A 26,805-nucleotide genomic window follows, 5' to 3' on the forward strand; every position below is an offset into this window, starting at 1 on the left:
GAACTCCCCTTATGCGGCGCGGCTCTCCGCGCCCGCGTCATATATGCAGAAATTATACTATAAGCGCGGGGCCCCGAACGAAGCCCCGCGCCTTTCGCCTTCGCGCCGTGAAGCTAGAGAGCTGCGGCGCTGTTTTTGGTTTTTCTGAAGTAGAGTATAAGCACCGCGATTCCGGCGATTGCGGCGACACTCGCTAGGATGTCGTAATGTATCGCGGCGACCGCCGTCAGCCCGAAGGCGACGCGCTCCCAGCGGCGCAGGTTCCTGTAGAACCAGCCCTCGAACGCGCCCGCGAGAGCTATGACGCCGAGCACCGCCGAGACGACGAGTATCACGAGCTCGACCGGCTCCACGTTCTGAAGCAGCAGCATCGGGTTATAGACGAAGCAGTAGGGCAGCAGGTACGACGCAAGCGCTATCTTCGTCGCGGTGACGCCGGTCTTCGCCGGACTCGCGCCCGCAATGCCCGCGCCGGTGAAGGCCGCGAGGCAGACCGGCGGCGTCAGGTCGGCCATGATGCCGAAGTAGAAGACGAAGAGGTGCGCCGATAGCGGCAGGACGTTCATGCCGATGAGCGCCGGCGCTATTATCGTGCTGCACACGATGTAGTTCGCCGTCGTCGGGAGCCCCATGCCGAGTATGAGGCAGGCGACCATCGCCATTATAAGCGTCAGCAGCAGGCTGCCGCCCGAGATTTCTATTATGTTGTTCGAGATGGTGAGGCCGAGCGAGGTCAGAGACGAGGTGCCGACGATGAAGCCGACGAGCGCGCAGGCGAGAGCGACCCCGAGGGCCCCGCGCGCGCCCTCGACGAGCGCCTCTATGTTGTCGCGCAGCGACATGCGCGTGTTCTTCTTGAGCGCGCTGACGAGTATGACCGAGACGACGCCGATGAAGCCCGCGCGCAGCGGCGTGTACTTCATGAGCAGCGTCACGATTATAACGATGACGGGAATCAGCAGATGTCCGTCGCTCTTCATGACCTCGCGCGCGCTTGGGAGCTCCTCCTTCTTTATCCCCTCGAGCCCGTCGCGGCGCGCGCGGACGTGGACGTTGGTGAATATAGCGGTGTAATAGATGAGCGCCGGGATTATCGCCGCCGCCGCTATCGAAAGATAGGGGATGTTAAGGAACTCGCTCATGATGAAGGCTCCGGCCCCCATTATCGGCGGCATGAGCTGACCGCCCGTCGAGGCGCAGGCCTCGACCGCGCCCGCGTAGTGCGGCGCGTAGCCGACCTTTTTCATAAGCGGTATCGTGAAGGTGCCCGTAGTCGCGACGTTGGCGACCGACGAGCCGTTTATCGTGCCGAGCAGCCCCGAGGCCACGACGGCGACCTTGGCAGGGCCGCCCGGGCTGCTGCCCGCGAGCGCGAGCGCGAGCTCGTTGAAGAACTTCGCGCCGCCGCTCTTGCCGAGGAAGGCCCCGAAGATTATGAACACTATGACGAAGGTCGCCGAGACTCCGAGCGCGAGACCGAAGATGCCTTCGGAGGTAAGGTACATGTGCTGTATTATCCTGTTGAGCGAATAGCCGCGAATCTGGAACATCCCGGGCACGTAGTTGCCGAAGTAGCAGTAGAGCAGGAACAGCACGCTGAGACAGGGGAGCACGTTTCCGACGACGCGCCGCCCGGCCTCGACGACCAGCACTATCGCGGCGATGCCGAGATATATCTCGTAGCCGAGCGGCTCCGCGCCGCGCCGCGCGATGTCGTTGAAGAACACCGCGATGTAGCCGACGACGCAGGCCGATGCCGCCGCGAGCAGCCAGTCATACCACGGCGTGCTGACCTTGGACGACCTGCGCGTCGCGGGATAGAGCACGAATACCGCGACGATGGCGAACGTCAGATGCACCGCGCGCTGTATCGTTATCGGTATCGTCGCGACGCCGGCCGTGTAAAGGTGGAACAGCGACATCGCGGCGAGCCAGCAGGTTATGAAGAGCCCCTGCCCGCCCGAGAGTTTTCTGTAGCGGCTCTCCTGGTCGTACTTCTCGACCAGGTTCTGGACCTCCGCCTCGTCCATGCTCACTTTGTCGAGCAGCGACGCGGAGTTTCTGTTTTCTTCCATAAAATTTTTATCCTCCTCAAAGCCGAATGCGCGGCGCGCTTATCCCGCCGCGCGCATCAAAGCGGAATTTCGTTATTTCGCGCTTCCGGCCTCACCGTAATATCTCTGCGCTCCCGGATGGAGCGGTATCTGTATGAATTTAAGGTTCTCGGGCGACATCGAGGAAAGCCTAGACGAAACGTTGAGAATGTCGCCCTTCTTATCGTAAAGAGCCTTCGTCATGCTGTAAGCGAGCTCCTCGCCGAGTTTGTCGTTCGTAACGAGGACGTTCCAGCTCGCCATGGACCTCACGGCCTTCTCCTGTCCTTTATAAGTGTTCGCCGGTATCTCGAAGGGCAGATAGTAGGGCAGCGCCTTGCAGAGGGTCCCTATCACGCCCGGCTCGAAATCTATCAGCTCCGCCGTGTCCACCGTCGTTATCTCAACGACGCCGGCGATGCCCAGAGCTCCGACGACGAGCCCCGCGTCGATCTGCTTGTCGGAAAACGCCGAAGCCGTCTCCGAAAGGCCGAGGTTCTCCGCGCGGATGTCCTTGTCCGGATCTATGCCGTTCGCCTTGAGCAGCGCGCGCACTGTTATCTCCGTGCCGCTTCCGACCGCGCCGACCGAGACGCGCTTACCTTTGAGGTCCTTAATGCTCTTTATGCCGCTGCCCTTGGCGACGAGGAAATGTATCGGCTCGGCGTAGAGCGGCGCGATAGCGCGCAGCCCTTTCATCGCCCTGCCCTCGAACATCCCTTTGCCCTCGTAGGCGAAATAGTACAGCCCGTCGGCGAAGATGACCTCCGCCTCGCCCTTCGAAAGAAGCGAGAGATTCTGCGCCGTGCCGCCAGTGGACTGCGCGTTCGCCCTCATGTCCGGGATCGAGTCGTTCCACACCTTCGCCATCGCCGCTCCGACGGGATAGTATGTTCCTCCGGTCGATCCCGTCGCTATGTTGATAAAGGTAGCCGCCTCGGCCCCGGCCGCGCACGCGCAGAGCGCGAACACCGCAAACGCCGCTCTCACAAAATTCTTCATACTGATATACCCTCCGGCTCTCAAAAAGTTTCAAGCGCCTCATCGTTATGTGAAATTTTCACAATAGATTCGTATCACTTGCAATAGAGAGAGGGTACTATAACGCGGCGCGCGTGTATATAGTTCTACAGACGCATTTGTTCATACAAATTGTGAAATGCCTAAATTATAATAGCCGCTGAAAGGCGGCCGGCACGGCACAGGCCGGCCGCCCGGGCGCGTCTTACTTGACCGCGCCTATTTCCTTGTAGTACTTCTCCGCGCCGGGGTGGAGCGGTATCTTTATGTCCTTGACGTAGCTCGGGTCCATCTCTGACATTCTCGCGCTGATGACGACGAGTTCGTCCTTGTGATCGAAGAGCGCCTTCGTCATCTGATATACGGACTCGTCGGAGAGCTTTTCGTGGACGGCGAGGATGTTCGGGCTGCAGAAGGTCTTTACGTCGCGCTCCTGCCCCTTGTAGCTGCCTTTCGGTATCGTGAGCGGAGCGTAGTAGGGGGTTATCTCTATCATCTTCGCGACGACGCCGTCCGGCACGTCGATAAGGTCCACGATGCCGAGCGTCATAGGCTCGACGACGCTGGCTATGCCTATCGCGCCGACAGTGATGGCGGCGTCGATGTGCTTATCCTGGAAGGCCGCGACGGATTCGCTGTGTCCGAGGTATTCCTTCTTTATGCTCGCGGGGTCGATACCGGCGCACTTGAAAAGATTCTCCGCCGTAAGCTCGACGCTGCCGCCGACCGCTCCGACAGAGACGCGCTTGCCCCGCGAGGTCGGCGAGCGTCTTGATGCCGCTGTCCTTGTGCGCGACGATGTGTATCGCCTCGGGATAGAGCGGAGCCATCGCGCGCAGGAAGGTCTTGGGCTGTCCCTCGTAGCTGTCGCGCCCGTTGTAGGCGTCGTAGTGCAGGCCGTCGGCAAAGATGACCTGCGCCTCGTCCGACTCCATGAGCTGGATGTTGTTGCGCGTGCCGCCGCTGGCCTGCGCGTTGGCGCGCATGTCCTTGACGTTGGCCGTCCATATCTTGGCTATGCCGGCTCCGACCGGGTAATACGTGCCGCCGGTCGGCCCCGTGCCTATCGTGACGAACTCGACCGCCTCGGCGGGACTGCTGCGGACGCGACGGCGAAGGCCGCCGCTACGGCGAAAAATTTCCTGAACGACTTATTCATGATTATCCTCCTGTTGTCTCATGTTATTCCTGATGCCGTAAAAGAAACGACCGCACGGCACAGCGCGCGAGAAATGCTTCAGAGTAGGACAGAGAGCGGGAGGCGGAGAAGACTTTATTTGAAAAGAAGCGATGAAGCGCCGCTTCCGGCCGTCGCAGCCGCCCTCTTAAAACGCACGCCGTGCGCAAAGACCGGGCAGCCGCGTCAGAGATGTAACGGAAGCATCGCCTCACCGCCTTTCATTTAATACAAGCGAGAAATCAAACACTTTGAACAGAATAACATCTAAATATCTCGCCCGTCTATATGCAAAGCAACAAAAAAGTTACTGTATTAACTTTCTCGCCTCCTCGGGGCCGGTTTCGTACAGGTTGCCGCCGTGGCAGTCGGCTATTACGGTCAGCGGCATGGCCTCGACCTCGAGACGCAGCACGGCCTCGGGGCCTAAGTCTTCGTAGGCTATCGTTTCGGCGCTTTTCACGCAGTCGGCGAGCAGCACGGCGGTTCCGCCGGTCGCGCCGAAGTAGACGGCCTTGTGAACCTTCATCGCGTCGAGCACGGCCTGAGTGCGCTTGCCCTTGCCTATCATGCCGCGCAGCCCTTTTTCGATGAGCAGCGGCGCGTACGGGTCCATGCGGCCGCTCGTCGTCGGCCCTATCGGGCCGATGACCGCTCCGGGCGGCGTCGGCGCTGGGCCGGCGTAGTATATGACTTCGCCGCTTATGGGAACGGGCGGCTCTTCGCCGGAGTTTATCGCCTCGACTATGCGCTTGTGCGCAGCATCGCGCCCGACTAATATCTTGCCGGACAGGCGCACGATGTCGCCCGCGCGCAGGGATTCCGCCGTTTCGTCGTCGAGCGGCAGAGTTATGTATTTTATCTCGCTCATTATGTTAGCCTCTCCCTTCAAGACGTCCGTGCGCGTGGCGCAGCGCGTGGCAGCAGATGTTGACGGCGACCGGCATTCCCGCGATGTGGGTCGGCTTCGCTATTATGTGCGCGTCGAGCGCCGTCACTGTGCCGCCGCAGCCGGACGGGCCTATGCCGAGCCTGTTGACCTCGCGCAGTATGTCGGCCTCGAGCTTCGCGTAGAACTCGGTCTTGTTGCGCACGCCGGAGGGGACGAGCAGCGCCTCCTTTGCTGCGAGCGGAGCGGTCTCGAAGTTGCCGCCGATGCCGACGCCTATCACTATAGGCGGACATGGGTTGGAGCCGGCCTCGCGAACCGTCTCGACGACGGCCCTGAGCACGCCCTCCGCGCCGTCGGCGGGCTTTAGCATGTATACACGGCTCATGTTCTCGCTGCCCATGCCCTTCGGCGTTATGGTTATGTTTATGGCCTTGCCGGGGACTATCTTCCAGTGGATTATCGCGGGCGTGTTGTCGCCGGTGTTTTTCCTGTCGGCGAGCGGGTCGCCCACGACGGATTTGCGCAGGTAGCCTTCTTTGTAGGCACGACGCACGCCTTCGTTGACCGCATCCTCGAGGCTCCCGCCCTCGACGTGCAGGTCCTGCCCGAGCTCGATGAACAGCACCGCCATGCCGCAGTCCTGGCATACCGGCATGTATTTTTCAGCGGCGAGTTCCGCGTTCTTTATTATCTCGTCGTACAAAGAGCGCGCCCTCTCTACCCTTTCCGCCGCGCGCGCCCTCCTGAGAGCCTCCGCAACGTCCTCAGGCAGATACATATTGGCGGTCAGCGCGAGCTCGCAGACCTTGTCCGAAATCTCCGCCGCCGTCAGCGTGTATATTTTAGACATAGCAACACCCCTCGCTCATATTTGTTGGAACTGTCCGCCGAATATGATAACAGAGCGAGGGGCTTTGCGGCGAGACGTGCGGCAGGACGCGCCGGATTTTTTCGTGAAGGATATGAATCTTGGAAAAGCGCCTACATGCTGTCGAAGTCGTCGGCGATTTTCAGATTTTTCAGATGTTCGGTAATGTTGAGCGTGCGAAGAGTAAAGCCGCGCTCGGGAGTGTGCGTCAGTACGCCGTAGGCGGCGTTGTCGAGGTGGAGACGCCAGAAGAACGGCGGCGCTACACCGAGCGCGCCCGCGAGCATCGGCTTGAGCAGCGCGCGGTGCGAGACGAGGGCTATCGTCCGGCCTTCGTACTCGGCTATGGTGTTCTGAAGTTCGCGCAGCGAACGGTCGCGGACTGCGTAAAGGCTCTCTGCGCCCTCGACGCGCAGTTCCTCTGGACGAGTCGTCCATGTGCGCCACTGTTCGGGAAACTCGCGCATGATCTCGCTTTGCAGTCTGTTTTCCCATGCGCCGAAGCAGATGTTGCGGAAGCCCTCTTTTATGACCGGCTTTGCTCCGACGGCCTCGCCGAGTATGCTCGCCGTCTCGAGCGCGCGCGCGAGCGGGCTCGTCACTATCGCAGTGATTCCCGCGTTTTTCAGCCGCGCGGCGAGGGCGTGCGCCTGCTTCACGCCGTTCTCGTTGAGCGGGAAGTCTACGCAGCCGCGTATCCTTTTGTCCCTGTTGCCGTCGCATTCGCCGTGTCTGATGAAATATACCGTCGTTTCGCTCATTGCCGCCCCTCTCATACTCCCACAAAAGCAGGGCCGCGCACATACGCTGCGCGCGGCCTCTGATATTTTTGCAGTATCCGTTATTCCCCGAACGAGGGGCCGGCGTCCATGCCGCCGGTGGGAGCTTCCTCTTCCGGCGCTGCTGCCGCCTGCTGGAGATGCGGGAGCGGGAGTTCCACGTTTTCCGCCTCTTCCGCTATCGCGGGCAGCGAGACCATGATTCCCGGTATCGTGCCGAGGCTGAGCCTGCGCTCGACGGTCTTGACGACTTCTTCGGTGTCCTCGTCCATCACTACGATCTTGATCGTGTGGTTCGGGCCGCGGAGCTTCACCACGTCGCGGTCTCCGGCGAAGTATTCCACCGCGTCGTCGTCCTTGCCGTCGAATGACACCGCGATGTATTCCATCTCGGCGTATTCTTTGCCGTCTATCGTAACGGTCTTGTTGTCTATGTAGACGTCGTGCTCTTTGCCTATGTAGTAGAGGCCGAAGCAGAGCAGCACCAGCAGAACGACGAGCGTTATGCGGATGACGAGCCTTCTTTTGTTGATGCCTTCCATCGTTATTCTCCTCTCAGGCTGCTGCGCGCCGCTATCTTGTCGCGGTGGCGCTTCCACGCGTGGAGCACGAGCGCGAGCGCTATTATTCCGTACGAGACGAAGACGCGGAAGTATTCGCCGAGCTGCGCCTGTCCTATGAGCTCCTTGCCGGCCATCGGCGATACGACGAACATCAGGTGGAAGAGCACGACGCCGACGAAGACGTTGGCTATCGTCGCGCGGCTGACTGAGGCTCCGCCTATGAGTATCGCCGCTATCGCGAACATGCCGGCCTGGTCATGGCTGTTGTAGGTGTTCATCGTGCCGATGTTCTGAAGGAATATTATCTGTCCGAAGCAGGCGAGCACGGTCGAGATTATTATCGCGATTATCCTCGTGCGCTCGACCGGGATGCCCGCGGCCTCGGCGACCGCCATGTCCTGCCCTATCGCGCGCATGTCCTGCCCCAGCTTCGTGCGGCGGAACCATATTATGAACAGGCAGAACACGCCGATGAGTATGAACGTCGCGACGGGCACGTCTATCGTACCTATTTTGAACGGGATGAGGGTGTCGAGGGTGCGGCGGATGCCGGTGAGGTTGATGGCGTTGCGTATGCCGTAGCCGCGCGAGAGGACGAGCTGCGGGTTGGATATCGGTATCAGCCTGCCCATGCCGTAGAGCACGACGAGCTGGTAGACGCCGTTGATGAAGAACCCGAGGATATACGAGGTGACCATTTCGCGTCCTTTAGCCCTGTTGAGGACTGCGCCGCATATATAGCCGAGCACTATAGCTATCGGCATTCCGACGATAGACGCGAGCAGCATCCCCGGCCATCCCGCGACGGCCCAGTCGGTGACGAAGATCAGCCCTATCTGACCGGCCATAGCGCCGAGCACCATCCCGAAGTTCAGCCCCATGCCCGCGAGTATCGGGATGAGCAGCGATAGAACTAGGAAGGAGTTGCGCGCGAGGCGCGTCAGCATTTCCTGTATGAGGTACGTCGCGGAGAAGCCCGAGAGCGGAATGGCTATCGCCGAGAGGCCGATGAAAACGATCGGGACGGCGTAGTCCGCGAGCACGCTTCTTATGTCTTTTTTATTGCCGGCCATTATCGTTTCACCGTCACTTTCCTGGTAAGAGCGTAGAGGATCATTCCGTTGCTGACTATGATTCGTATGACTTCGGACATGTCCGTCTGCATGACGCTGTTGATGACGGACGGAGTCATCGTGAGTATCCCCTGGAAGAGGAAGGTGCCGACTACGACGTTCACCATGGTGGCCTTATTCACCGTAGCTCCGCCGAGGAGTATAGCGGCGACCGCGGGGAAAGCCATGTAGAACGGCCCCATGTAGAGCTGGATGAATCCGAAGCTCTGCTCGTAGACGAGTATCCCTATAGCTCCGAGCACGGTGGACATGACGACCGATATGGTGCGCATTTTATCGACGTTGATGCCGGAGGCGCGCGCGAACTCAGGGTTCGAGCCGACGGCGGTTATCGCGGTCCCGGTCTTGGTGCGGAAGAAGGCCCAGACGAGGAATGCCACGAAGGCGAAGAAGAGGAACATCCCGACGGGGATGTAGAAGAACTCGCCTATCCTGATGTTGACGTACTGGCTGAGCGCGTTGAGCCAGAAGCCTTCGACGCTTATCGTCGTGCGGAGGCCGGAGCCGCCGTAGCCCCATATCATAGTCGGACTCGTGTATGGCAGCAGAAGCCACGCTATGCACATGAGCGCGACGGATGAGAATCCGACGTAGGTCGCTATCATCATTTCGTCGCCCTTGACCTTGTTGAGAAGCTGTCCGTACATCCATCCGAGGACGGCGGCTATCGGGACGGCTATCGCCAGCGCAATGACGAAGCCTATCGCGCCCTCGACGCCTATCTGTATGGAGGTGACGGCTCCGAGAAGTCCCGCGATTATGCCGAGCGGCAGCCCGAAGTTGAGGCCGCACCCCGACTGTATCATCGGCACCATCGCTAGCACCAGTATGCCGTTCATTCCGACGCGGACGAGCGTGTCGGAGATGGATGCGTCGAGCCTGACGCCGACGAACGGCGCCGCGACGAACAGCGCGAGAAGGAACAGCGCTATTATTATTCGCGGCCAGCCGGCGTTTTCGATAAATTCATGCAGTTTGCCCTTCATTAGTCTCTCACCTGTCGTTCATTTATTGGTTTGCCGCGGCGGCCTCTTCGGAGACGTGGCCGAGCATCAGCATACCGAACTCCTCGGCCTCCGCCGACGCCGGAAGTATTCCGCATACGCGCCCTTCGTTGATTATCGCTATGCGGTCGCATATCGAACGGAGCTCCTCGAGCTCCGAGGAGGTCATGATGATCGTCGTGCCGTTCTCCCTGTTGGCGCGCCGCAGCGTGTCTAGGACTAGCTTCTTCGCGCCGACGTCGATGCCGCGCGTCGGCTCTGATACGAAGAGTATCTCAGGCTTCACGGCGAAAGCTTTCGCGAGGCACACCTTCTGCTGGTTGCCGCCCGAGAGCTCTATCGCGCGCTGCTTCGGTCCAGTGCAGCGTATTTCGAGCGACTTGATGTATTCGCGCGCGCATTCCTCGATGGCCTTGTCGTCGCGCCACTTCACAAGCCCGCCGAAGAGATTCTTTATAAATTTCTCCTGCACCTGCATCGCCGTGAAGGTTATGTTCCAGTCTATTCCCTCTTCGAGAAGAAGGCCGACCCCGCGGCGGTCCTCAGAGACGAAAGCCATGCCCTCCTTGAGCGCCGCGTCGGGGTCGTTGAGCTTTATCTCCTTGCCGCGCAGCCACACCTTGCCGCCCGCGGCGTAGAGGCCCATGATTCCGTTGGATATGCCGACTTTTCCCTGTCCCGCAAGGCCGCCGAAGCCTAATATCTCGCCGCGGCGCACCTCTATCGACACGTCGCGCACAGTTTCTCCAGGCATGTCCACCCACAGGTGCTCCGTCTTCAGAATGACGCCGCCGATTTCTCTTTCATGCGCCTGTTCGTCCTTGACCTCTTCGACGGGGCCGCTCCCCTTTCTGTCGACCATCCACGCGGCTATCTGGCGCACGTTCGTCTCCGAGGTCTTGGCCTCCTGTATGACGCGCCCGTCGCGCAGCACTATGAGTTTGTCGCAGAGGTCTATTATCTCCTGAAGGCGGTGGGATATGAATATTATCGCGATGCCCTGCTCCGAGAGCTTGCGCAGCGCCGATATGAGGACCGTCGCCTCGCTCTCCGCAAGGACCGCCGTAGGCTCGTCGAGAACGAGCAGCCTCGTCTTGCTCCTGTCTATCTCTCGGGCTATTTCCGTGAACTGCTTGTGCCCTACCGGCATCTCGCTGATCAGAGTGTCGGGGCTGAGGTCGACGCCGAGCGTCTTGATGGCCTTCTCCGCCCTCGCTCTCATGTCGGCCCTGTCGAGCGTCTTGAGCCTGTCGCCGAACACCTCGACGATGACGTTGTATTTTGTCGATTCTCTGTTAAGCAGGATGTTCTCCGTCGCCGTGAAGCCGGGAATGAGCGAAAATTCCTGATGCACCATTCCAATGCCGGCTTTGAGCGCGTCGAGCGGGTCCTTAAAATGAACTTCTTCCCCGTCGATTTTTATTTTCCCTTCATATCCGCCGGTTTCTGCGATGACTGGCATACCGAAAAGTATATTCATCAGCGTGGATTTACCGGCGCCGTTCTCGCCGACCAGCCCCATAATCTCCCCCGGCTGAAGCGAAAAGCTGACGTCCTGGAGAACGCGGTTTCCAAAGTATTCCTTCCCGATGTTCTCCATCTTCAATAGCGGGACTCCTGTGCCCATACACTTCACCTCATTGAACGATACGTATAATTTTATGGCTTACATTATGTCAATCGCTTTGCGCATAAAACCCAACTTATGATAGTTGATTTGTCTAAAAACTACAAGATAACAAGGAGGATACGATACAGCGCTTTACGCAGAAAAAAAATCTTTCCGGCGCTGCCGCCGGAAAGATTTTTAGGCGAACTCACAAAACGAGCGAGTTTACTTTATCGTCATATATTTCTCAGGGACCTGGACGTTGGTGATGCCCATGTAGCCCTTGCCGAAGATGTAGGTGTCCTGGTAGACGAGCAGGAAGTTGCGCATCTTGACCTGCGTCGCCACGTCGAAGTACTCGGAGCCCATCCACTGCGCGCCGGGCGTGTACTTGTCGTAGCAGGCCCAGAGGTCCTTCAGGCGGTAGAGCTTCGCGTCGCCCTCGACTATGCGCTTGCCGTATTCGGCCAGCGCGCAGACGGTGCTCCATCCGAAGGAGTAGCTCCACGTCCCCATCCTTCCGGCTCCTCCGGCGTCTATGACGGCCTGCTCGACCTTCTTCATTATCGCCGGGAAGTCGCCCGACTCGTCTTTAAGGTCGATGCCGAGAGCTCCGGGGTAGCCCATGAGGGGCGACGGAAGGTCGGGTTCAACGAAGATTCCGCCGTATTTCGCTATCTGCTTGAGAAGAGGCTCGGTCTGAGCGTCGTTGGTGCAGAAGAAGGCCGTTTCCTTGCCGTACTTGTCTATCCAAGCCGGGGTCTTTTCGAGTACGAACTGCTGCGCGCCCGCTACGCCGACGTCGCTCGTCGGGTCCGGGGCCGTCTCGAAGATGAATTCGAGGCCGAGGTCTTTGCAGGCCTGTTCCATTATCGCGCGGCGGCGCGCGAGGGTCTCATAGCTCATGTGGCGCGGGAAGGAAATGTGGACGAATTTCTTCGCGCCGAGCTTCTTCGCGGTGTCTATCATAAGGTAGCCGCGCGAGATGAAGTCCACGCTGACTGAGAGGTCTGCGACGCTCGATATGACGCCGGGATCCTCCTGCGGCTGTCCCGCAAAGCAGAGAATGTCCTTCCTCTTTTCCTTGACGCGGCGGAAGGCTTCCGTCGTGCCGGGGATGGCGTCATCGACTACGATGACCTTCATCTTGGGGTCGTCGGCGAGGCCGACTATCTGCGATATGGTCGTCTCCATCTCGGACATGAAGTTGTCCGGCATCGTGACGTGCTGGATCATCCCGCCGTCGGCTACGTCGCCGTATTCCTTGATCATGCGCTCTGCGCCGCGGTAGGTGTCTTCAGCCTGCGAGACGGTGAGCGTGGCGATGCCGATGTGGAACGGAGCTTCCGCGAACGCGGCGGCCGTCATGACGAGCGTCGCCGCCAATGCAAGAATCAATGCGCTGGTTCTTTTCATCTTCCCGTTTCCTCCTCAGAAAAAATGAATAATGTATGCGCTAAGTCCGCGCGGACTTAATGCCTTATTCGCCGCAGATCGTTATGTCGCGCGTGAAGTGGTTCAGCGCCTCGCCGGTCCCGTCCTTTCTGACGGCGACGAGGTTCTCGATGCGGACGCCGAACTTTCCTGGGATGTAGATGCCAGGCTCGACGCTGAATACGTTGCCCGGTTCGAGCGGCACGGTGTTGCCCTCTATCATGTACGGCCCCTCGTGTACCGCGACGCCTACTCCGTGGCCCACGCGGTTGAAGAAATATTTGCCGTAGCCCGCATCTATTATGACCTGGCGCGCGGCGCGGTCGACGTCCTGCCCGGTCGCGCCGGGCTGCACCGCCGCTTCGCCGGCCGCCTGCGCTTTACGTACTATTTCGTAGATGTCGCGCATCTCCTGCGTCGGCGTGCCGGTGAAGAATGTGCGCGTCGTGTCGGAGCAGTAGCTCTTCCAGCGTCCGCCTAGGTCGAGGATCATTATATCGTTCTCTTCTATCACGCGGCCGCCGCCGGAGTAGTGCGGCATGGAGCCGTTGGGGCCGCTCGCGACTATCGGACTGAAGGACATCTGCGTCACGCCGTCCTCCTCGAAGAACTCGGCTATCTTCTTCGCCACGTCGCGCTCCTTCATGCCTGGCTTTATGAATTTCTGGAGCTTTGCGACCACATTATCGACGATACGCGACGACTCGCGCATTATCTCGAGCTCCTCGTCGTCTTTGCGCGAGCGCTGGCCCGTGAGGATGTCGAAGCCGTTGACCATCTCGAGCGGCATCGTGTCGCGCACCGCGAGCATATCCACGGCGCGCACGCCGTCGTTGAAAGCAATCTTTCCACCGACTATGCCGAGGTGCTCGCAGCCGCGGCGGAAGGCCCCTGTGAAGCCCTCGTGGTCGTCCCACTCGGCGTAGAAAGGCACGTCTCCGAACGCCTTGACCATCTCCTCGCGGTAAAGCAGCGGCGTCATTGCGAAGCAGCGCCCGTCCTTCGCGACCATGAGGCCGCGCACACGCTCGTCTGGATGGGTGTCGAGCCCGCTGATATATTCAAGGTCAGTAGACGGCCCGATATAAACGGCGTCAAGCCCCCTCCTGCGAAGCTCTTCCGCGAGGCGCGCGACCCTTTCTTTTCTTATCATTAAAGAGGACCTCCAATGTGAGTTGAGATGTTTTCCGTTCTCTTAAAGTTTCCCGTAACGGGGTCAGCCGCCGAACAAACAAGCCGAAACGGCAATTTCGGTCAATTTTTTACAAAACTTTAAGCAAACGAACGAAACTTGCTCTACATTGATGATAATATTACAAGCAATCGGCGTTAGTCAAGATACGGCGCGCCGTATCGGCGATTATGCCTGTACCTTCGGGCGCGCGGTTGACACCCGCGCGCGGGGGCAACTATAATGCGGCTAACTCACGGAACAAGGGCAAGCGGAAGGTTTCAGCGTTTGAACTGCGCGCCCCGTTCCGTAAATTTCAGAGGGAGGAATTTTTTATGAAAAAGGCAGCGTTGATGCTGGCCGTCGCTATGCTGGCGTTCTGCTTCTGCGCCCCGGCTATGGCCGACGCCCCGTTCCACATCGGGATAGTCACAGGCACGGTCTCGCAGAGCGAGGACGACCTCCGCGGCGCGGAGCTCATGATCCAGAAGTACGGCGACGTCGCCGACGGCGGAATGATCCAGCACCTAACCTACCCCGACAACTTCATGTCAGAGATGGAGACGACCATCTCGCAGATAGCGGGTCTCGCCGACGACCCGAAGATGAAGGTCATCGTCGTCAACCAGGCAATCCCGGGAACGGCCGAAGCTTTCCGCCGCGTCAAGGAGAAGAGGCAGGACATCCTCTGCTTCGCCGGTGAAGCCCACGAAGACCCGAACGTCATCACCTCCGTCGCGGATATGGCGGTAAACGCCGACTTCGTATCGCGCGGCTACCTCATTATCGACACCGCGAAGAAACTCGGCTGCAAGACATTCGTCCACATTTCCTTCCCGCGCCACATGAGCTATGAGACTCTCGGACGCCGCCGCGCGATAATGGAGCAGGCCTGCAAGGACCTCGGCATCCAGTTCGTCTTCGAGACGGCTCCGGACCCGACGAGCGACGTCGGCGTAGCGGGCGCGCAGCAGTTCATCCTTGAAAAGACTCCCGCGTGGGTCAGCAAGTACGGCAAGAACACTGCGTTCTTCTGCACCAACGACGCGCACACCGAGCCGCTTCTCAAGCAGCTCGCGAAGCACGGCGGATACTTCATCGAAGCCGACCTTCCCTCGCCGCTCATGGGCTACCCGGGAGCGTTCGGCATCGACCTCACCAAGGAAGCCGGAGACTGGCCGACGATACTCAAGAAGGTCGAGCAGGCCGTCTGCGACGCGGGAGCGAAGGGCCGCATGGGCACCTGGGCCTACTCCTACGGCTACACCAACAGCGCCGCTCTCGCCGAGTTCGGCAAGCGCATAGTCGAGGGCAAGGCGAAGCTCAACAGCAAGAAGGACCTCCTCGCCTGCTACGAAGAGTACACGCCAGGCACGAAGTGGAACGGAAACTACTACACCGACCTCGGCACCGGCGTGACGAAGCGCAACCTCATGCTCGTCTACGAGGACACCTATATCCTTGGCAAAGGCTACATGGGAACGACGAGCATAGAAGTCCCCGAGAAGTACATGAAGATCAAATTCAGCGGAAATTAACGAAAATCCGTAAATTTCATGAAGAGGCCGCGGGCTTGCCCCGCGGCCTCTTTCGTATGCGCGCGCGGAGCCGCGGGGCGCTCCGGCTGTTGACACTCGCGTTCAGACGCAACTATAATGCGGGTGACTCACGGAACAAAGCAAGCGAAAAAATATGAAACGTCCGAACCGCACGCCGCGTTCCGCAAATTTCCCAGAGGGAGGAATTTTTATGAAAAAGGCAGCGTTACTGTTGGCGGCCGTCATGCTGGCGTTCTGCTTCTGCGCCCCGGCTATGGCCGACGCCCCGTTCCACATCGGGATAGTCACAGGCACGGTCTCGCAGAGCGAGGACGACCTTCGCGGCGCGGAGCTCATGCTCCAGAAGTACGGCGACGTGTCGAACGGCGGAATGATCCAGCACCTCACCTACCCGGACAACTTCATGTCCGAGATGGAGACGACCATCTCGCAGATAGCGGGGCTCGCCGACGACCCGAAGATGAAGGTCATCGTCGTCAACCAGGCCATCCCGGGAACGGCCGAGGCCTTCCGCCGCGTCAAGGAGAAGAGGCCGGACGTCCTCTGCTTCGCCGGAGAGCCGCACGAGGACCCGAACGTCATCGCCTCGGTAGCGGATATGTCCACACATACGGACTTCGTCAACCGCGGCTACCTCATCATCCACACGGCGAAACAGCTCGGCTGCAAGACATTCGTCCACATCTCCTTCCCGCGCCACATGAGCTATGAGACGCTCGGACGCCGCGCCGCGATAATGGAGCAGGCCTGCAAGGACCTCGGCATCCAGTTCGTCTTCGAGACGGCCCCGGACCCGACGAGCGACGTGGGCACCGCCGGAGCGCAGCAGTTCATCCTTGAAAAGACCCCTGCGTGGGTCAGCAAGTACGGCAAGGACACGGCGTTCTTCTGCACCAACGACGCGCACACCGAGCCTCTTCTCAAGCAGCTTGCGAAGTACGGCGGATATTTCATCGAGGCCGACCTTCCCTCGCCGCTCATGGGCTACCCCGGAGCGTTCGGCATCGACCTTAAGGACGAGGCCGGAGACTTCCCCGCGATAATGAAGAAGGTCGAGCAGGCCGTCATAGACGCGGGAGCGAAAGGGCGCATGGGCACCTGGGCTTACTCGTACGGCTACACGAACAGCGCCGCTCTCGCAGAGTTCGGCAAACGCATAGTCGAGGGCAAGGCGAAGCTCAACAGCAAGAAGGACCTCATGGACGCATTCAACTCCTACACGCCCGGCGCGACGTGGAACGGAGCCGCCTACACCGACGTCGGCACAGGCGTGACGATGAGAAATTACATGATGATCTACGAGGACACCTACATCTTCGGCAAGGGCTACATGAACGCGACGGAAGTACAGGTGCCGGAGAAATACCAGACCATCAAATTCAGCGGAAATTAACGAAGCTCCGCATGATACAGGAAAATGCCGCCGGCTCGCCCGGCGGCATTTTTCATGCGTGCCGCGCACAGCCATCGCGCGCGTAAGCCGCGCCGCATTCCATCGCAGAACGCGCGCGCTTCGGATGCGAGGGCTTTTCCTCGCGTTAGGCGGCGAGCGGGAAATTTTCGCGCGGCCTTTGACAGCGCGGGGATTTGTCTGTATAGTCTTGCATTGACTGCGGATGTGTTCCGGCAGCGAAAAAATATAAGGCCTTGCGGCTTGAGAAGGGACGTGGGGATAGGGTTGAACGAGAAGATCCAGCTTTATGGCTTCAACAACCTGACTAAGACTCTTAGTTTCAACATCTACGACATATGCTACGCAAAGACGGAGCGCGAGAAGAAGGATTATATCGCCTACATCGACGAGCAATATAATTCCGAACGATTGACGAACATTCTGTGCGGCGTCACGGACATCATCGGAGCGTGCGTGCTCAACATATCGAAGCAGGACTACGACCCTCAGGGCGCGAGCGTCACGATCCTCATATCTGAGGAGACCGTCCCCCCGGAGCAGATCGACGAAACCTGCAACGGCGGATACTGGGCAAAGAAGATAAACGACGAACGCGAGACGGTCGTCGCGCATCTCGACAAAAGCCACGTGACCGTGCATACCTACCCTGAATTCCATCCGAACAACGACATCAGCTCTTTCCGCGTCGACATCGACGTATCGACCTGCGGCAAAATATCGCCGCTCAACGCGCTCAACTTCCTCATCGGACAATTCGACTCTGACGTGCTCGCGCTCGACTACCGCATCCGCGGCTTCACGCGCGACGTGAACGGGAAGAAATATTATAAAGACCACGACATAAACTCTATACAGAATTTTATCGACGAACAGACGCTCGCACGCTACGACGCGATAGACGTCAACGTCTATCAGTCGAACATCTTCCATACGAAGATGATGCTGAAGGAGATACGCCTCGCGGACTATCTCTTCAACATCGACCCGCGCGAGCTCCCGCCGCAGGAGCGCCTTTCGATAAAGGACCGAATAACGAAAGAGATGCTCGAAATCTACTACGGCATGAACATGTACTAGTGCAGGGCGGAAAAATGTCAGAAACGACGTACCGTCTCGACCAGCGGCGCGCGCCGCTGTACGAAGCGCTCGCGGAGTACCGCAGGAGCCGCGTCGTCCCGTTCGACGTGCCGGGGCACAAGCAGGGGCGCGGCACGCCGGAGCTGACGCGCTTCCTCGGCAGGGAGTGCCTCTCTGTCGATGTGAACTCCATGAAGCCGCTCGACAACCTGAGCCATCCGACCTCGGTTATTAAAGAGGCGGAGGAGCTCGCCGCAGACGCCTTCGGAGCCGGCGCCGCCTTCCTCATAGTCGGAGGCACGACGGCGGCGGTGCAGGCTATGGTGATGTCCGTCTGCAAGGCCGGCGACTCTATGATAATTCCGCGCAACGTCCACAAGTCGGCGATAAACGCAATGATTCTGTGCGGGGTCACTCCGGTCTACGTAGACCCCGGCATACACCCGGAGCTCGGGATATCGCTCGGGATGCGCGCGGAGGACGTGGAAGCCGCGATAAAGGCGCACCCCGAGGCGAAGGCCGTATTCGTCAACAACCCTACATACTACGGGATATGCACAGACATCCGGCGCATAACCGAAGCGGCGCACGCGGCCGGCATGGCCGTGCTCGCCGACGAGGCGCACGGCACGCATTTCTACTTCGGCGAGGGGATGCCGCTTCCCGCGATGGCGGCGGGCGCGGATATGAGCGCCGTCAGCATGCACAAGACCGGCGGCTCCCTTACGCAGAGCTCGCTGCTGCTCATGCGCCGCGGCCGCGTCAACGCGGACTACGTGCGGACGATAATCGGACTGACTCAGACGACGAGCGCATCATACCTGCTCATGAGCTCGCTCGACATCGCGCGCAAGGCGCTCGCGACGGAGGGGCGCGAGACCTTCCGCCGCGTCGTCTCGCTCGCGGAGTACGCGCGCGGGGAAATAAACAAAATCGGCGGCTATTACGCCTTCTCGCGCGAGATTATCGACGGCGGCGCGGTCTACGACTTCGACGTGACGAAGCTCTCCGTCAACACGCTTAAGACGGGGCTCGCGGGCGTGGAGGTCTACGACCTTCTGCGCGACGACTACGGCATACAGATAGAGTTCGGCGACATGGGCAACATGCTCGCTATAGTCTCGGTCGGCGACAACCATTACGCGATAGAGCGGCTCGTCGCGGCGCTTTCGGAAATCAAGCGGCTGCACGGCAAAGAGGGTCTGAAGCTGCTCGACCACGAATACATCACGCCGGTCGTGCGCATGACGCCGCGCGACGCCTTTTACGCACCGAGCGAACCGGTGCCGGTGCGCGAAAGCCTCGGCAGGATAACGGCGGAATCCGTCATGTGCTATCCGCCGGGAATCCCGATACTCTCCCCGGGCGAAGAGGTCACGCCCGAGGCGCTGGAGTACATACTGTACGCGAAGGAAAAGGGCTGCCTCGTCATGGGGCCGCAGGACATGAATCTCGACAATCTATACGTTGTGAAATAGGAGGAAAAATTATGGAGCTTTGGTACACGGAGGAGCATACGCCCTCGACGCGCTTTTCGATAAAGGTAAAGAAGCAGCTCTTCAGCGAGAAGAGCCCCTTCCAGCAGATAGACGTCTTCGACTCCGAGGAGTTCGGACGCTTCTTCACGCTCGACGGCCTCATGATGCTGACCGAGAAGGACGAATTCATCTACCACGACATGATAGTCCACGTGCCGATGGCGACGAACCCGAATATAAAGCGCGTGCTCGTCATAGGCGGCGGCGACGGCGGCACCGTGCGCGAGCTGACGCGCTACAAGACCGTCGAAAAGATAGACATGGTGGACATCGACGAGCTGGTCGTAAAGACCTGCATGAAGCTGCTGCCCTTCACGGCGTGCGAGCTCGACGACCCGCGCGTGACGCTGCATTTCGAAGACGGTCTGAAGTTCGTCCGCACGGTGGAAGAGAAATACGACCTCATCATCGTCGATTCGACCGACCCGTTCGGCCCCGGCGAAGGGCTCTTCACGAAGGAGTTCTACGGCAACTGCTTCAAGGCGCTCGGCGACGACGGCATACTCGTCAACCAGCACGAGAATCCCTACTACGAATCATACTCCGCGGCGATGAAGCGCGCGCACCAGCGCATCGAGGACTTCTTCCCGATATGCCGCGTCTATCAGGCGCATATCCCGACCTATCCGTCGGGCCACTGGCTCTTCGGCTTCGCCTCGAAGAAATACGACCCCGTCAAAGACCTCGACGCGGCGGCGTGGAACGCGCTCGGCATCGAGACGAAATACTACAACACCGACCTGCACGCCGGCTGCTTCATGCTGCCGACCTACGTCAAAAAGGCGCTGGCGCTGAAAGACTAGCGGCGCGATGAAAAGCTCGATACAGGGCTTCATAAACTGCGAAAGCGAGTGGAACGAGGCGCGCGCCGTGATATTCGGCGCGCCGTTCGACTCGACGACCTCCTTCCGCCCCGGCGCGCGATTCGGCCCGGCGGCGATGCGATCAGAATCATTCGGCATCGAGACCTACAGCCCCTATCAGGACAAGGACCTCGAGGACTTAAAAGTTTTCGACGCCGGCGACCTGGAGCTGCCATTCGGCAACGCGGCCGCCGCGCTCGACGAGATAGAGAACGCCGCGGACGAGATACTGAGCGCGGGAAAGACGCCCGTCATGCTCGGCGGCGAGCATCTGGTCACGCTCGGCGCCGTGCGCGCGGCGGCGAAGAAATACCCGGAGCTGCGCATCGTCCACTTCGACGCGCACGCCGACCTGCGCGAAGACTACCTCGGCGAAAAGCTCTCTCACGCATCGGTAATCCGCCGCTGCTGGGACATATTGGGCGACGGCAGGATATTCCAATTCGCGATACGCTCCGGCAGCCGCGAAGAAATGTATTGGGGCCGCGAACATACGACGATGGAGAAATTCCACGCTGCTACGATAAACGAAGCCGTCCGCGCGATAGGAGGCGCGCCGGTATACGTGACGCTCGACCTCGACGCGGTAGACCCGTCGGAATTTCCCGGCACCGGCACGCCGGAGGCCGGCGGCCTTCGCTTCACGGAGCTTCTCTCGGCTCTGCTCGCGCTGCGCGGCCTTAACGTCGCAGCATTCGACCTCTGCGAGCTGTCGCCGCACTACGACCACTCCGGAGCCTCCACGGCTCTGGCCTGCAAGACGCTGCGCGAGATGCTGCTGGCCTACTGCGGATAAGACGCACGCGTCAAAAGATAAAAAACGGCGGCAGGGACGGCATCGCGCCTACCCGCCGCCGTTTCACTTTTGAAGCTCAGCGTATCAAAAGGCCCGCTTGCTATTCCGTGATTTTACAAATATTTGCAGTTTCCCGGTGTAGGGCCTGCGCCGCGCGGTTTCTGCAATTTTTGCGCGGCTTTGATTTTCGGCCTCTTTTGAGCAGCTAGAAAGGCCTCCTCTGTTATATACTTGTCATATCTTTCGGATATGCGAGGCGATTGGCCAGCCGCTATGAAAACGCCGTATACGAAACAGATACTTATCTACATTCTGATATTTTTCAGCATAACCTTCACAAGCGCTTCGATGGAGAGCGGCTACTACTTCCTCATACCGTTCCTCGAGGCCGCCGGCGCGGAGGTCGGGACGCTGGGCGGCCTCGTGATGGGGGCCTGCTACGGCGTTTCGCTCGTTCTGCGTCCGCTCGTGCCGTTCTTTGAGCGGCTAGCCGGCAAGGAAAGGGTCATACGGGCGGGGTATTTCTGCTTCTTCATCAGCGCCTGCGGCATCGCGCTCTTCGCGCGCACGGCGGAGGGAGTCATTCTGTGCCGCGCGATAGCCGGCGTCGGGATGGGCGTCGTCACTATAATCCTGCAAAGCTACGAATATCAGCTCCTTCCCGCCGGCGTGCGCGGGCGCTGCGTCTCGCTGATAACGGTCGCCTACAGCCTTCCGGCGCTGATAGTCGTGCCGCCGATGGAATATCTGATACGGAGCGGGCATTACAACATGTACGCCGCGACATTCCCGTTCATCGCGGCGCTCGGCCTCTACACCGTGATGAAGCTGCCGAAGACGGGAGGCTCTGCCGCTCCGGCGAAAAGCGCGCCGGAAGAAAAGGTTTCGTACCTTTGGCTGCTGCGCTCGCCTCAGGTGCTCTTTTTCGCGCTGTCCGCCGCGCTCTTCGCCTTCACCGACGCCGGACAGCTCCGCTTCGTGCAGCTCGCCGGCGAACGCGGCCCAGCCGCCTCGTATTTCTTCAGCGTCTCGGCATGCACCGCGATGATATTCCGCCTATCGTGCGGCAAGCTCGTGGACAAGCTGCCGCGCAAGGTATGCGCCCCGGCCTCTACTCTGCTGACGGCCGGAATGATGTTCGCGGCGGCCTTCGCCTCAAGCCCGCGCGCCTTCATGCTCTGCGGCTTTATATTCGGCCTCGGCATGGGCTTCGGTTATCCTGCCTTCATGTGCCTGACTCTCGACATAGGAGGCCGCCGCTCAGCCGTGACGACGCTCGCCGTCGTCTTCGGCTTCATCTACTCGCTGCAGTCCTTCGTCTGTCCGATATTCCTCCAGCAGGTCATCAACATCGCCGGCAGCGTGACGTGGGCCTACCGCGCCATGTACGGGACGGTGATACTGCTCGCCGCAGTCATCGTCTACTTCAGCCCGAGGGTTTACAGGGACTTATAAGCGGAAGCTCGATGGGCCGTCAGACCCACTCGCGCCGCGTGAGGCTCAGGTATGTGGACTTGATGTGCTCTGACATGACGGAGGCCGCGGCCTCGGCTTTGCCGGAGGCTATCGCCTCAACCAGCGCGTCGTGCTCGCGGCAGCTTTTCGACTCGGACGGGTCCCAAAGCTTTTTCCTCGTCGGGATGGCGCCCTTGTCGTAAAAGCGGTCGAAGAAGAAGATATAAAGTTCCGAACGCCAGTAGCACTGCGAAAGATAGCGCTCGACGTAGGCGTTCTTAGACAGCATCCCTACGCCGAGGTGGATGCGCTCGTTCACCCCGGCGTAGGAGGCGACGTCGCCTTTTCTGTAGTAATCTTTTTCCTCTTCCAGAAGCTTGAAAAGATTCTCCACTTCGACGTTCGTCGCCCGCATCGTAGCGAGCGCCGCTGCCTTCGATTCGAGAATCTCGCGCGTCTGGAAGACGCTCTCCATATCGTAGGGAGTCAGCACCGGCACACGGCAGCCGATATTTTTGACGTACTCCAGCATTCCGCACGCTGCCATTTTTTTCAGAGCGCCGCGCACCGGCGTGCGGCTCATGTTAAGATCCTCCGCGACCTTGGCCTCGGTGAGCCTGTCGCCAGGCATATACCTTTGTCTCACTATTGCGTGCAGTATTTCGGAATAGGCCCTTTCTTCTGCCTCGGCGTCTCTCAAATGCAGCTCCTCCTGTCGCGCGGCGAAAAACGCGAAAAAATTGAACGATGCCGTTATATTAGCACTTTTGTCTCGCGGACGGCTAGTAAAAATACGCCCGCGGGCGAAGATGGAACACTTTCTCCGTCCGCGGGCTGAATTTTCGTTATCGCGCCAAGTTTCGCGCCGGGCTAGGCTTCCTCTTCGTGCTCGGCGAAGGATATACCTTCCCTGCCGAGCTCTTCGAGCGCAGGAACGTATATATCCTCCGTCGTCGGGATGAGGACGCCGGTTCCCTTTACTGCTCCGGAAGCGGCCAGGTGCGCGCCTATTCCCATAGGCAGCCCCGTCGTGCGCGCTATCGCGCTCTCCTCCGAAACGACCCCGCGGTCGACCATCGTAGACGTTACGCGCTTGCGCGCGCCGCACTTTTCGCGGACGACGTACTGATGCTGCATGACGACTATATCCTTTTCGCCCGGCTCGAAAACGAGCTTCTGCCCGTAAATCGCCGTTATCATGTCGCGCAGGCTCCCATTCGCGGGCATGACCGGCTTTTCGTCGAACAGTCCGAGCCATTCAAGCTTCATTATGGAGGTCGAATAGGGTTCGACGCCGAGGAACTCAGCCGCGCACGCTTTCGCGCCGCGCCCGTCTCCCGCCATGCCGCACAGCTCTTTCGTCAGCGCGGCGTAGGTGTACCCGCCGAAATCGCGCGGCTCTTCGTCGAAGATGTGAAGCTTCTGCATGTGCGTCACCATTTCGCACCAGCCCGGATAGCGCAGCGTCCCGCGCTCAATCGTGGTCGCGCCGTCGATGCCGTAGGCCTCAAGGTAAGGAATGGAATCGGCGTTGCAGTAGGTTTCGAACCACCCCAGCCCCTTTATCTCCATAAACGACGGATTCTGATACGTCGTGCCGCCGTTCATCTCGCGCACCGCTCCGTCCGTCATTATCCTGGCGTCGCGCAGGCTCGCGCCGACGAGGCTCTCCGGGGCCCATGAGAGCTTGTAGCCTATCGGGTTGTTGTTCGCGGAAAGGTCTGGCAGCGCGCCGCAGACCGAGACGAAGCTCTCGATTTCTCCCCCCGCAGCCTGTATCTCCTTGATTTTATGCACCGCCGACATATGGTCTATTCCGGGGTCTACGCCCATCTCGCACAGTATGCGGAGCCCCTTCGCCTTGGCTTCGGCGTCGAGCGCGCGCACCGGCTCTTTAGCGTAGGATGCGCCTATCATCGAAACGCCTTCGTCGAGGCACTTTTTCGCCGTCTGCGCCATGAACGCGGTCGGAAGCATACAGACTACGACGTCGGGCGCGAACTCGCGTATATACTTCTCCGGCTCGGCGACCGCGTTGCCGACCACCGGGACGGCGTTCGGGTGTCCGCCCGCGGTGCGCAGCACGTTCTGCTCGAACTGATCGACCACCATCACCTTGTAACCGCGCCTCAGAAGATACTGCACGCAGGGCTTGGATATTTTACCGGCGCCAAAAGCGAGAATTTTCTTTTCTTTGCTCATCTTTGCTTCCTCCGTATAGTTTTGTATTTTTTAGCTATCTGATTCTCTGTCCCCAGAGCTTTGAAAAGACGACTGTGAGGATGAACACCGCCGCCAGAGACACGGCGAGCACCGCGGGAGTCGGGAAAAATCCCGCTACGATATATCCGACGAGGCTGGCTGCCGCGACGGTCAGAGCGTAAGGGAGCTGCGTCTTGACGTGGTCGAGATGGTCGCAGCCCGCGCCCATCGACGAAAGTATCGTCGTGTCGGAAATCGGCGAGCAGTGGTCGCCGAACAGCCCGCCCGAAAGCACGGCGCCTATGCAGGGCAGCAGCGGCGCTTCGAGGCCGTAGGCCATAGGGATGGCGAGCGGGATAAGGATCGCGAACGCGCCCCACGAAGAGCCGGTCGAAAAACTGATTATCGCGCCGGTGACGAAGAGCAGGGCGGGGACTATCCATCCGGGCACGTTGCCCTGCGCCATCATTACTATGTACTGCGCGGTGCCGACCTTCTTGCACACTGAGCCTATCGACCAGGCGAGCACGAGAATGAGAAGAATGAACACAATTTCTTTCACGCCGCGCATATACATCTCATACGCCTCCGAGGTCGTCTTGACCTTCGCGTGGACCATGAGGGCTATACAGGCTATCGAAGCGACGAAATACCCCGAGCAGAGCGCGGTGCGGAGCAGGGCCCCAGGCGCGGGCTTCACAGGGAAGCCGGTCGGAATGAGAATGGCGAGGAACACTGTGAACATAAGTATAAGCGGGACGACGATGAAGCGCGCCTTGCCGTGCGTAATGTCGTCGGCGTCCACGCTGCCCATGACCTTCGCTTCCGGCCAGTAAGGCATACCGGTATCGACGGTCCTCTTCTCCGCCCTGTGCATCGCGGAAAATTCAAATCCCATCACGGCGACCAGCGGAACGAGCAGCAGCGCGCCGAGAGCGTAGAACTGATAAGGGATGACCTCGATGAAGGTCGTCCACTCCGAAGCGTGGTTGCCGAGCGCGTCGAACTCGTTGCGAATAAGTCCCTGGATATATATGCCCCACCCGATGAACGGGATGAGTATGCAGACGGGCGAAGCGGTGGTGTCGAGCATCCACGCGAGCTTCTCGCGGCTGACCTTCATGCGGTCGCATATCGGGCGGAAGATGGAGCCGACGAGCAGCGGGCTGCACGAGTCGGAGAAGAAAATAAGTATCCCCGCGAGCCACGTGCCTATCTGCGCGCCGGTGCGTCCGCCTATCTTATTCGCCGCGAGTTCGGCGAACGCCTTCGCGCCGCCTGAATATGTGACCACCCCGACGAAGCCTCCGACGAACACCATCATGACGAGCAGATTGGAATTATACGAGTCCGCAGCCTGGACTAAAATAAAGTCCTTTACGAGCATAACGAGCGCGGCGAACGGGTTCCATCCGGTCAATATGAGAGCGCCGACATACGCGCCGAGAAAAAGAGCGACCAGAACATTCTTGAACTTCCACGCCACAAGAACCGCGACGACCGGCGGCAGAACAGATAAAATACCGAAATAACCTTCCACGTTTTTCCCTTCTTTCTACAGCTTGTACCCCACTTCTCTGCGCCTCGCGGCGCGCGCCCAGCAGGCCGCCCGCGCGCTGCGGCGCCGTATTAACGCGCTCCGTCCCTCCTTTCCGCAAACTCCCGCCCGGCGCGCGCCGTACATAGACGCCCGTGGCCGCACGGCGCGCGCTGACGAATAAATTATTTTCAGAAATATAGTATCCTTATTTCAGTGAAGATAGTATACTATAAAGAATACAAGCTTTCAATATATTTTTTCAATTCAATTGATTGCAAATCAAAAAAGAAAAATTTGTTATTATTCTTATATCGTTATGACGATTTGTTTTTCAGTATAAAAGCATACCCTTAGAGCGAAGCCGCCAACCTAAGGCCGTAGAGCCCGCTCGCCGGCGGTGCGGCACGCCTTCGCCTTTAAGTAAAAGCATGAAAGGCTCCGCCGGCATTTAAAAACTGCGCAAGCGCAGCACGGCAAGCCACGCAGCCCTCGCCGCGGCACTCGCAGCGCACGGACTTTATAAAATGCAATTTGCATCTCTGCCGCGTAGATTCCGAAAACGCACGGCGCACGGTCGGAGTTCTGCCGGACCGCCGTGAGCGTCCGGCGCGCCGGCCG

General features: G+C 59.5%; 22 protein-coding genes and 1 pseudogene. 7 read left to right on the plus strand and 16 right to left on the minus strand.

Annotated features, from left to right (window positions below):
- Window positions 1-113 precede the first annotated feature (113 nt).
- From B5F39_RS04555 to B5F39_RS04610, 13 genes and pseudogenes are all read right to left on the minus strand, one after another.
- The gene (locus B5F39_RS04555) at window positions 114-2,075 is read right to left on the minus strand and encodes a TRAP transporter permease (protein WP_087364432.1); all 1,962 of its coding nucleotides are present in this window, start codon (window positions 2,073-2,075) and stop codon (window positions 114-116) included.
- A 72-nt stretch (window positions 2,076-2,147) separates the two neighbouring features.
- On the minus strand, window positions 2,148-3,095 hold the full coding sequence (locus tag B5F39_RS04560) for a TAXI family TRAP transporter solute-binding subunit (protein WP_087364434.1): 948 nt from the start codon (window positions 3,093-3,095) through the stop codon (window positions 2,148-2,150).
- A 223-nt stretch (window positions 3,096-3,318) separates the two neighbouring features.
- A complete protein-coding gene (locus B5F39_RS04565) occupies window positions 3,319-4,020 on the minus strand; it encodes a TAXI family TRAP transporter solute-binding subunit (RefSeq protein WP_239391104.1) in 702 nt (233 codons plus the stop codon).
- Window positions 3,920-4,180 (minus strand): annotated as a pseudogene (locus B5F39_RS14565) (TAXI family TRAP transporter solute-binding subunit); the annotation flags it as partial. The pseudogene B5F39_RS14565 and the gene B5F39_RS04565, both read right to left, overlap by 101 nt.
- Window positions 4,181-4,597: 417 nt before the next feature.
- Window positions 4,598-5,161: a FumA C-terminus/TtdB family hydratase beta subunit gene (locus B5F39_RS04570; RefSeq protein ID WP_087364435.1), complete on the minus strand. Its 564-nt coding sequence runs from the start codon at window positions 5,159-5,161 to the stop codon at window positions 4,598-4,600.
- A 4-nt stretch (window positions 5,162-5,165) separates the two neighbouring features.
- Window positions 5,166-6,032, minus strand: coding sequence for a fumarate hydratase (locus B5F39_RS04575; protein ID WP_087364437.1), 867 nt, complete (start codon window positions 6,030-6,032; stop codon window positions 5,166-5,168).
- Window positions 6,033-6,163: 131 nt separating this feature from the next.
- Window positions 6,164-6,811 carry a histidine phosphatase family protein gene (locus B5F39_RS04580; protein WP_087364439.1) on the minus strand — a complete coding sequence of 216 codons (648 nt, stop codon included), beginning with the start codon at window positions 6,809-6,811 and terminating at the stop codon, window positions 6,164-6,166.
- A gap of 80 nt (window positions 6,812-6,891) precedes the next feature.
- The gene (locus tag B5F39_RS04585) at window positions 6,892-7,371 is read right to left on the minus strand and encodes a DUF6672 family protein (protein WP_087364442.1); all 480 of its coding nucleotides are present in this window, start codon (window positions 7,369-7,371) and stop codon (window positions 6,892-6,894) included.
- 2 nt (window positions 7,372-7,373) lie between these two features.
- Window positions 7,374-8,465, minus strand: coding sequence for an ABC transporter permease (locus B5F39_RS04590; RefSeq protein WP_087364444.1), 1,092 nt, complete (start codon window positions 8,463-8,465; stop codon window positions 7,374-7,376).
- Window positions 8,465-9,511 (minus strand): ABC transporter, encoded by a 1,047-nt coding sequence (locus tag B5F39_RS04595; protein ID WP_087364446.1) that lies wholly within the window; start codon window positions 9,509-9,511, stop codon window positions 8,465-8,467. Before B5F39_RS04595 ends, B5F39_RS04590 begins: the two co-directional genes overlap by 1 nt.
- Window positions 9,512-9,533: 22 nt before the next feature.
- Window positions 9,534-11,156, minus strand: a complete 1,623-nt coding sequence (locus tag B5F39_RS04600; protein WP_087364448.1) for a sugar ABC transporter ATP-binding protein — start codon at window positions 11,154-11,156, stop codon at window positions 9,534-9,536.
- Window positions 11,157-11,363: 207 nt separating this feature from the next.
- Window positions 11,364-12,554 carry a DUF3798 domain-containing protein gene (locus B5F39_RS04605; protein ID WP_087364451.1) on the minus strand — a complete coding sequence of 397 codons (1,191 nt, stop codon included), beginning with the start codon at window positions 12,552-12,554 and terminating at the stop codon, window positions 11,364-11,366.
- A 64-nt stretch (window positions 12,555-12,618) separates the two neighbouring features.
- Window positions 12,619-13,725, minus strand: a complete 1,107-nt coding sequence (locus tag B5F39_RS04610; protein ID WP_087364453.1) for a Xaa-Pro peptidase family protein — start codon at window positions 13,723-13,725, stop codon at window positions 12,619-12,621.
- 353 nt (window positions 13,726-14,078) lie between these two features.
- On the opposite strand from B5F39_RS04610, the gene B5F39_RS04615 reads away from it, so the two are divergent.
- The 7 genes from B5F39_RS04615 (at window position 14,079) to B5F39_RS04645 (ending at window position 22,445) form a co-directional block, all read left to right on the plus strand.
- On the plus strand, window positions 14,079-15,281 hold the full coding sequence (locus B5F39_RS04615; RefSeq protein WP_087364455.1) for a DUF3798 domain-containing protein: 1,203 nt from the start codon (window positions 14,079-14,081) through the stop codon (window positions 15,279-15,281).
- Window positions 15,282-15,492: 211 nt separating this feature from the next.
- A complete protein-coding gene (locus B5F39_RS04620; RefSeq protein ID WP_087364457.1) occupies window positions 15,493-16,695 on the plus strand; it encodes a DUF3798 domain-containing protein in 1,203 nt (400 codons plus the stop codon).
- A gap of 285 nt (window positions 16,696-16,980) precedes the next feature.
- Entirely contained in the window at window positions 16,981-17,793 is an 813-nt protein-coding gene (gene speD, locus B5F39_RS04625) for an adenosylmethionine decarboxylase (protein WP_087364459.1), read from the plus strand.
- A 14-nt stretch (window positions 17,794-17,807) separates the two neighbouring features.
- On the plus strand, window positions 17,808-19,271 hold the full coding sequence (locus B5F39_RS04630) for an aminotransferase class I/II-fold pyridoxal phosphate-dependent enzyme (RefSeq protein WP_087364831.1): 1,464 nt from the start codon (window positions 17,808-17,810) through the stop codon (window positions 19,269-19,271).
- Between the two features lie 11 nt (window positions 19,272-19,282).
- Complete coding sequence (gene speE, locus B5F39_RS04635; RefSeq protein ID WP_087364461.1) at window positions 19,283-20,134, plus strand: polyamine aminopropyltransferase; 852 nt, start codon at window positions 19,283-19,285, stop codon at window positions 20,132-20,134.
- Window positions 20,135-20,141: 7 nt separating this feature from the next.
- On the plus strand, window positions 20,142-20,990 hold the full coding sequence (speB, locus tag B5F39_RS04640) for an agmatinase (protein ID WP_087364463.1): 849 nt from the start codon (window positions 20,142-20,144) through the stop codon (window positions 20,988-20,990).
- Window positions 20,991-21,263: 273 nt separating this feature from the next.
- Entirely contained in the window at window positions 21,264-22,445 is a 1,182-nt protein-coding gene (locus tag B5F39_RS04645; RefSeq protein WP_087364465.1) for an MFS transporter, read from the plus strand.
- 19 nt (window positions 22,446-22,464) lie between these two features.
- Here the strand turns inward: B5F39_RS04645 and B5F39_RS04650 are convergent, their stop codons facing one another.
- From B5F39_RS04650 to B5F39_RS04660, 3 genes are all read right to left on the minus strand, one after another.
- Window positions 22,465-23,145: a GntR family transcriptional regulator gene (locus B5F39_RS04650; RefSeq protein ID WP_087364467.1), complete on the minus strand. Its 681-nt coding sequence runs from the start codon at window positions 23,143-23,145 to the stop codon at window positions 22,465-22,467.
- Window positions 23,146-23,315: 170 nt separating this feature from the next.
- Window positions 23,316-24,647, minus strand: a complete 1,332-nt coding sequence (locus B5F39_RS04655; RefSeq protein WP_087364469.1) for a saccharopine dehydrogenase C-terminal domain-containing protein — start codon at window positions 24,645-24,647, stop codon at window positions 23,316-23,318.
- A 34-nt stretch (window positions 24,648-24,681) separates the two neighbouring features.
- Window positions 24,682-26,187: a Na+/H+ antiporter NhaC family protein gene (locus B5F39_RS04660; RefSeq protein ID WP_087364472.1), complete on the minus strand. Its 1,506-nt coding sequence runs from the start codon at window positions 26,185-26,187 to the stop codon at window positions 24,682-24,684.
- Window positions 26,188-26,805 lie beyond the last annotated feature (618 nt).

The organism is Cloacibacillus sp. An23, from assembly GCF_002159945.1.
GTDB lineage: Bacteria > Synergistota > Synergistia > Synergistales > Synergistaceae > Caccocola.

Bases quoted from the DNA above. Each gene is read 5' to 3' on its own strand.
- B5F39_RS04555 (WP_087364432.1), bottom strand. From the start codon at position 2,075: ATGGAAGAAAACAGAAACTCCGCGTCGCTGCTCGACAAAGTGAGCATG.
- speE (WP_087364461.1), top strand. From the start codon at position 19,283: ATGGAGCTTTGGTACACGGAGGAGCATACGCCCTCGACGCGCTTTTCG.
- B5F39_RS04655 (WP_087364469.1), bottom strand. From the start codon at position 24,647: ATGAGCAAAGAAAAGAAAATTCTCGCTTTTGGCGCCGGTAAAATATCC.
- B5F39_RS04560 (WP_087364434.1), bottom strand. From the start codon at position 3,095: ATGAAGAATTTTGTGAGAGCGGCGTTTGCGGTGTTCGCGCTCTGCGCG.
- speB (WP_087364463.1), top strand. From the start codon at position 20,142: ATGAAAAGCTCGATACAGGGCTTCATAAACTGCGAAAGCGAGTGGAAC.
- B5F39_RS04630 (WP_087364831.1), top strand. From the start codon at position 17,808: ATGTCAGAAACGACGTACCGTCTCGACCAGCGGCGCGCGCCGCTGTAC.
- B5F39_RS04645 (WP_087364465.1), top strand. From the start codon at position 21,264: ATGAAAACGCCGTATACGAAACAGATACTTATCTACATTCTGATATTT.
- B5F39_RS04595 (WP_087364446.1), bottom strand. From the start codon at position 9,511: ATGAAGGGCAAACTGCATGAATTTATCGAAAACGCCGGCTGGCCGCGA.
- B5F39_RS04585 (WP_087364442.1), bottom strand. From the start codon at position 7,371: ATGGAAGGCATCAACAAAAGAAGGCTCGTCATCCGCATAACGCTCGTC.
- B5F39_RS04610 (WP_087364453.1), bottom strand. From the start codon at position 13,725: ATGATAAGAAAAGAAAGGGTCGCGCGCCTCGCGGAAGAGCTTCGCAGG.
- B5F39_RS04575 (WP_087364437.1), bottom strand. From the start codon at position 6,032: ATGTCTAAAATATACACGCTGACGGCGGCGGAGATTTCGGACAAGGTC.
- B5F39_RS04590 (WP_087364444.1), bottom strand. From the start codon at position 8,465: ATGGCCGGCAATAAAAAAGACATAAGAAGCGTGCTCGCGGACTACGCC.
- B5F39_RS04600 (WP_087364448.1), bottom strand. From the start codon at position 11,156: ATGGGCACAGGAGTCCCGCTATTGAAGATGGAGAACATCGGGAAGGAA.
- B5F39_RS04605 (WP_087364451.1), bottom strand. From the start codon at position 12,554: ATGAAAAGAACCAGCGCATTGATTCTTGCATTGGCGGCGACGCTCGTC.
- B5F39_RS04580 (WP_087364439.1), bottom strand. From the start codon at position 6,811: ATGAGCGAAACGACGGTATATTTCATCAGACACGGCGAATGCGACGGC.
- B5F39_RS04615 (WP_087364455.1), top strand. From the start codon at position 14,079: ATGAAAAAGGCAGCGTTGATGCTGGCCGTCGCTATGCTGGCGTTCTGC.
- B5F39_RS04570 (WP_087364435.1), bottom strand. From the start codon at position 5,161: ATGAGCGAGATAAAATACATAACTCTGCCGCTCGACGACGAAACGGCG.
- B5F39_RS04620 (WP_087364457.1), top strand. From the start codon at position 15,493: ATGAAAAAGGCAGCGTTACTGTTGGCGGCCGTCATGCTGGCGTTCTGC.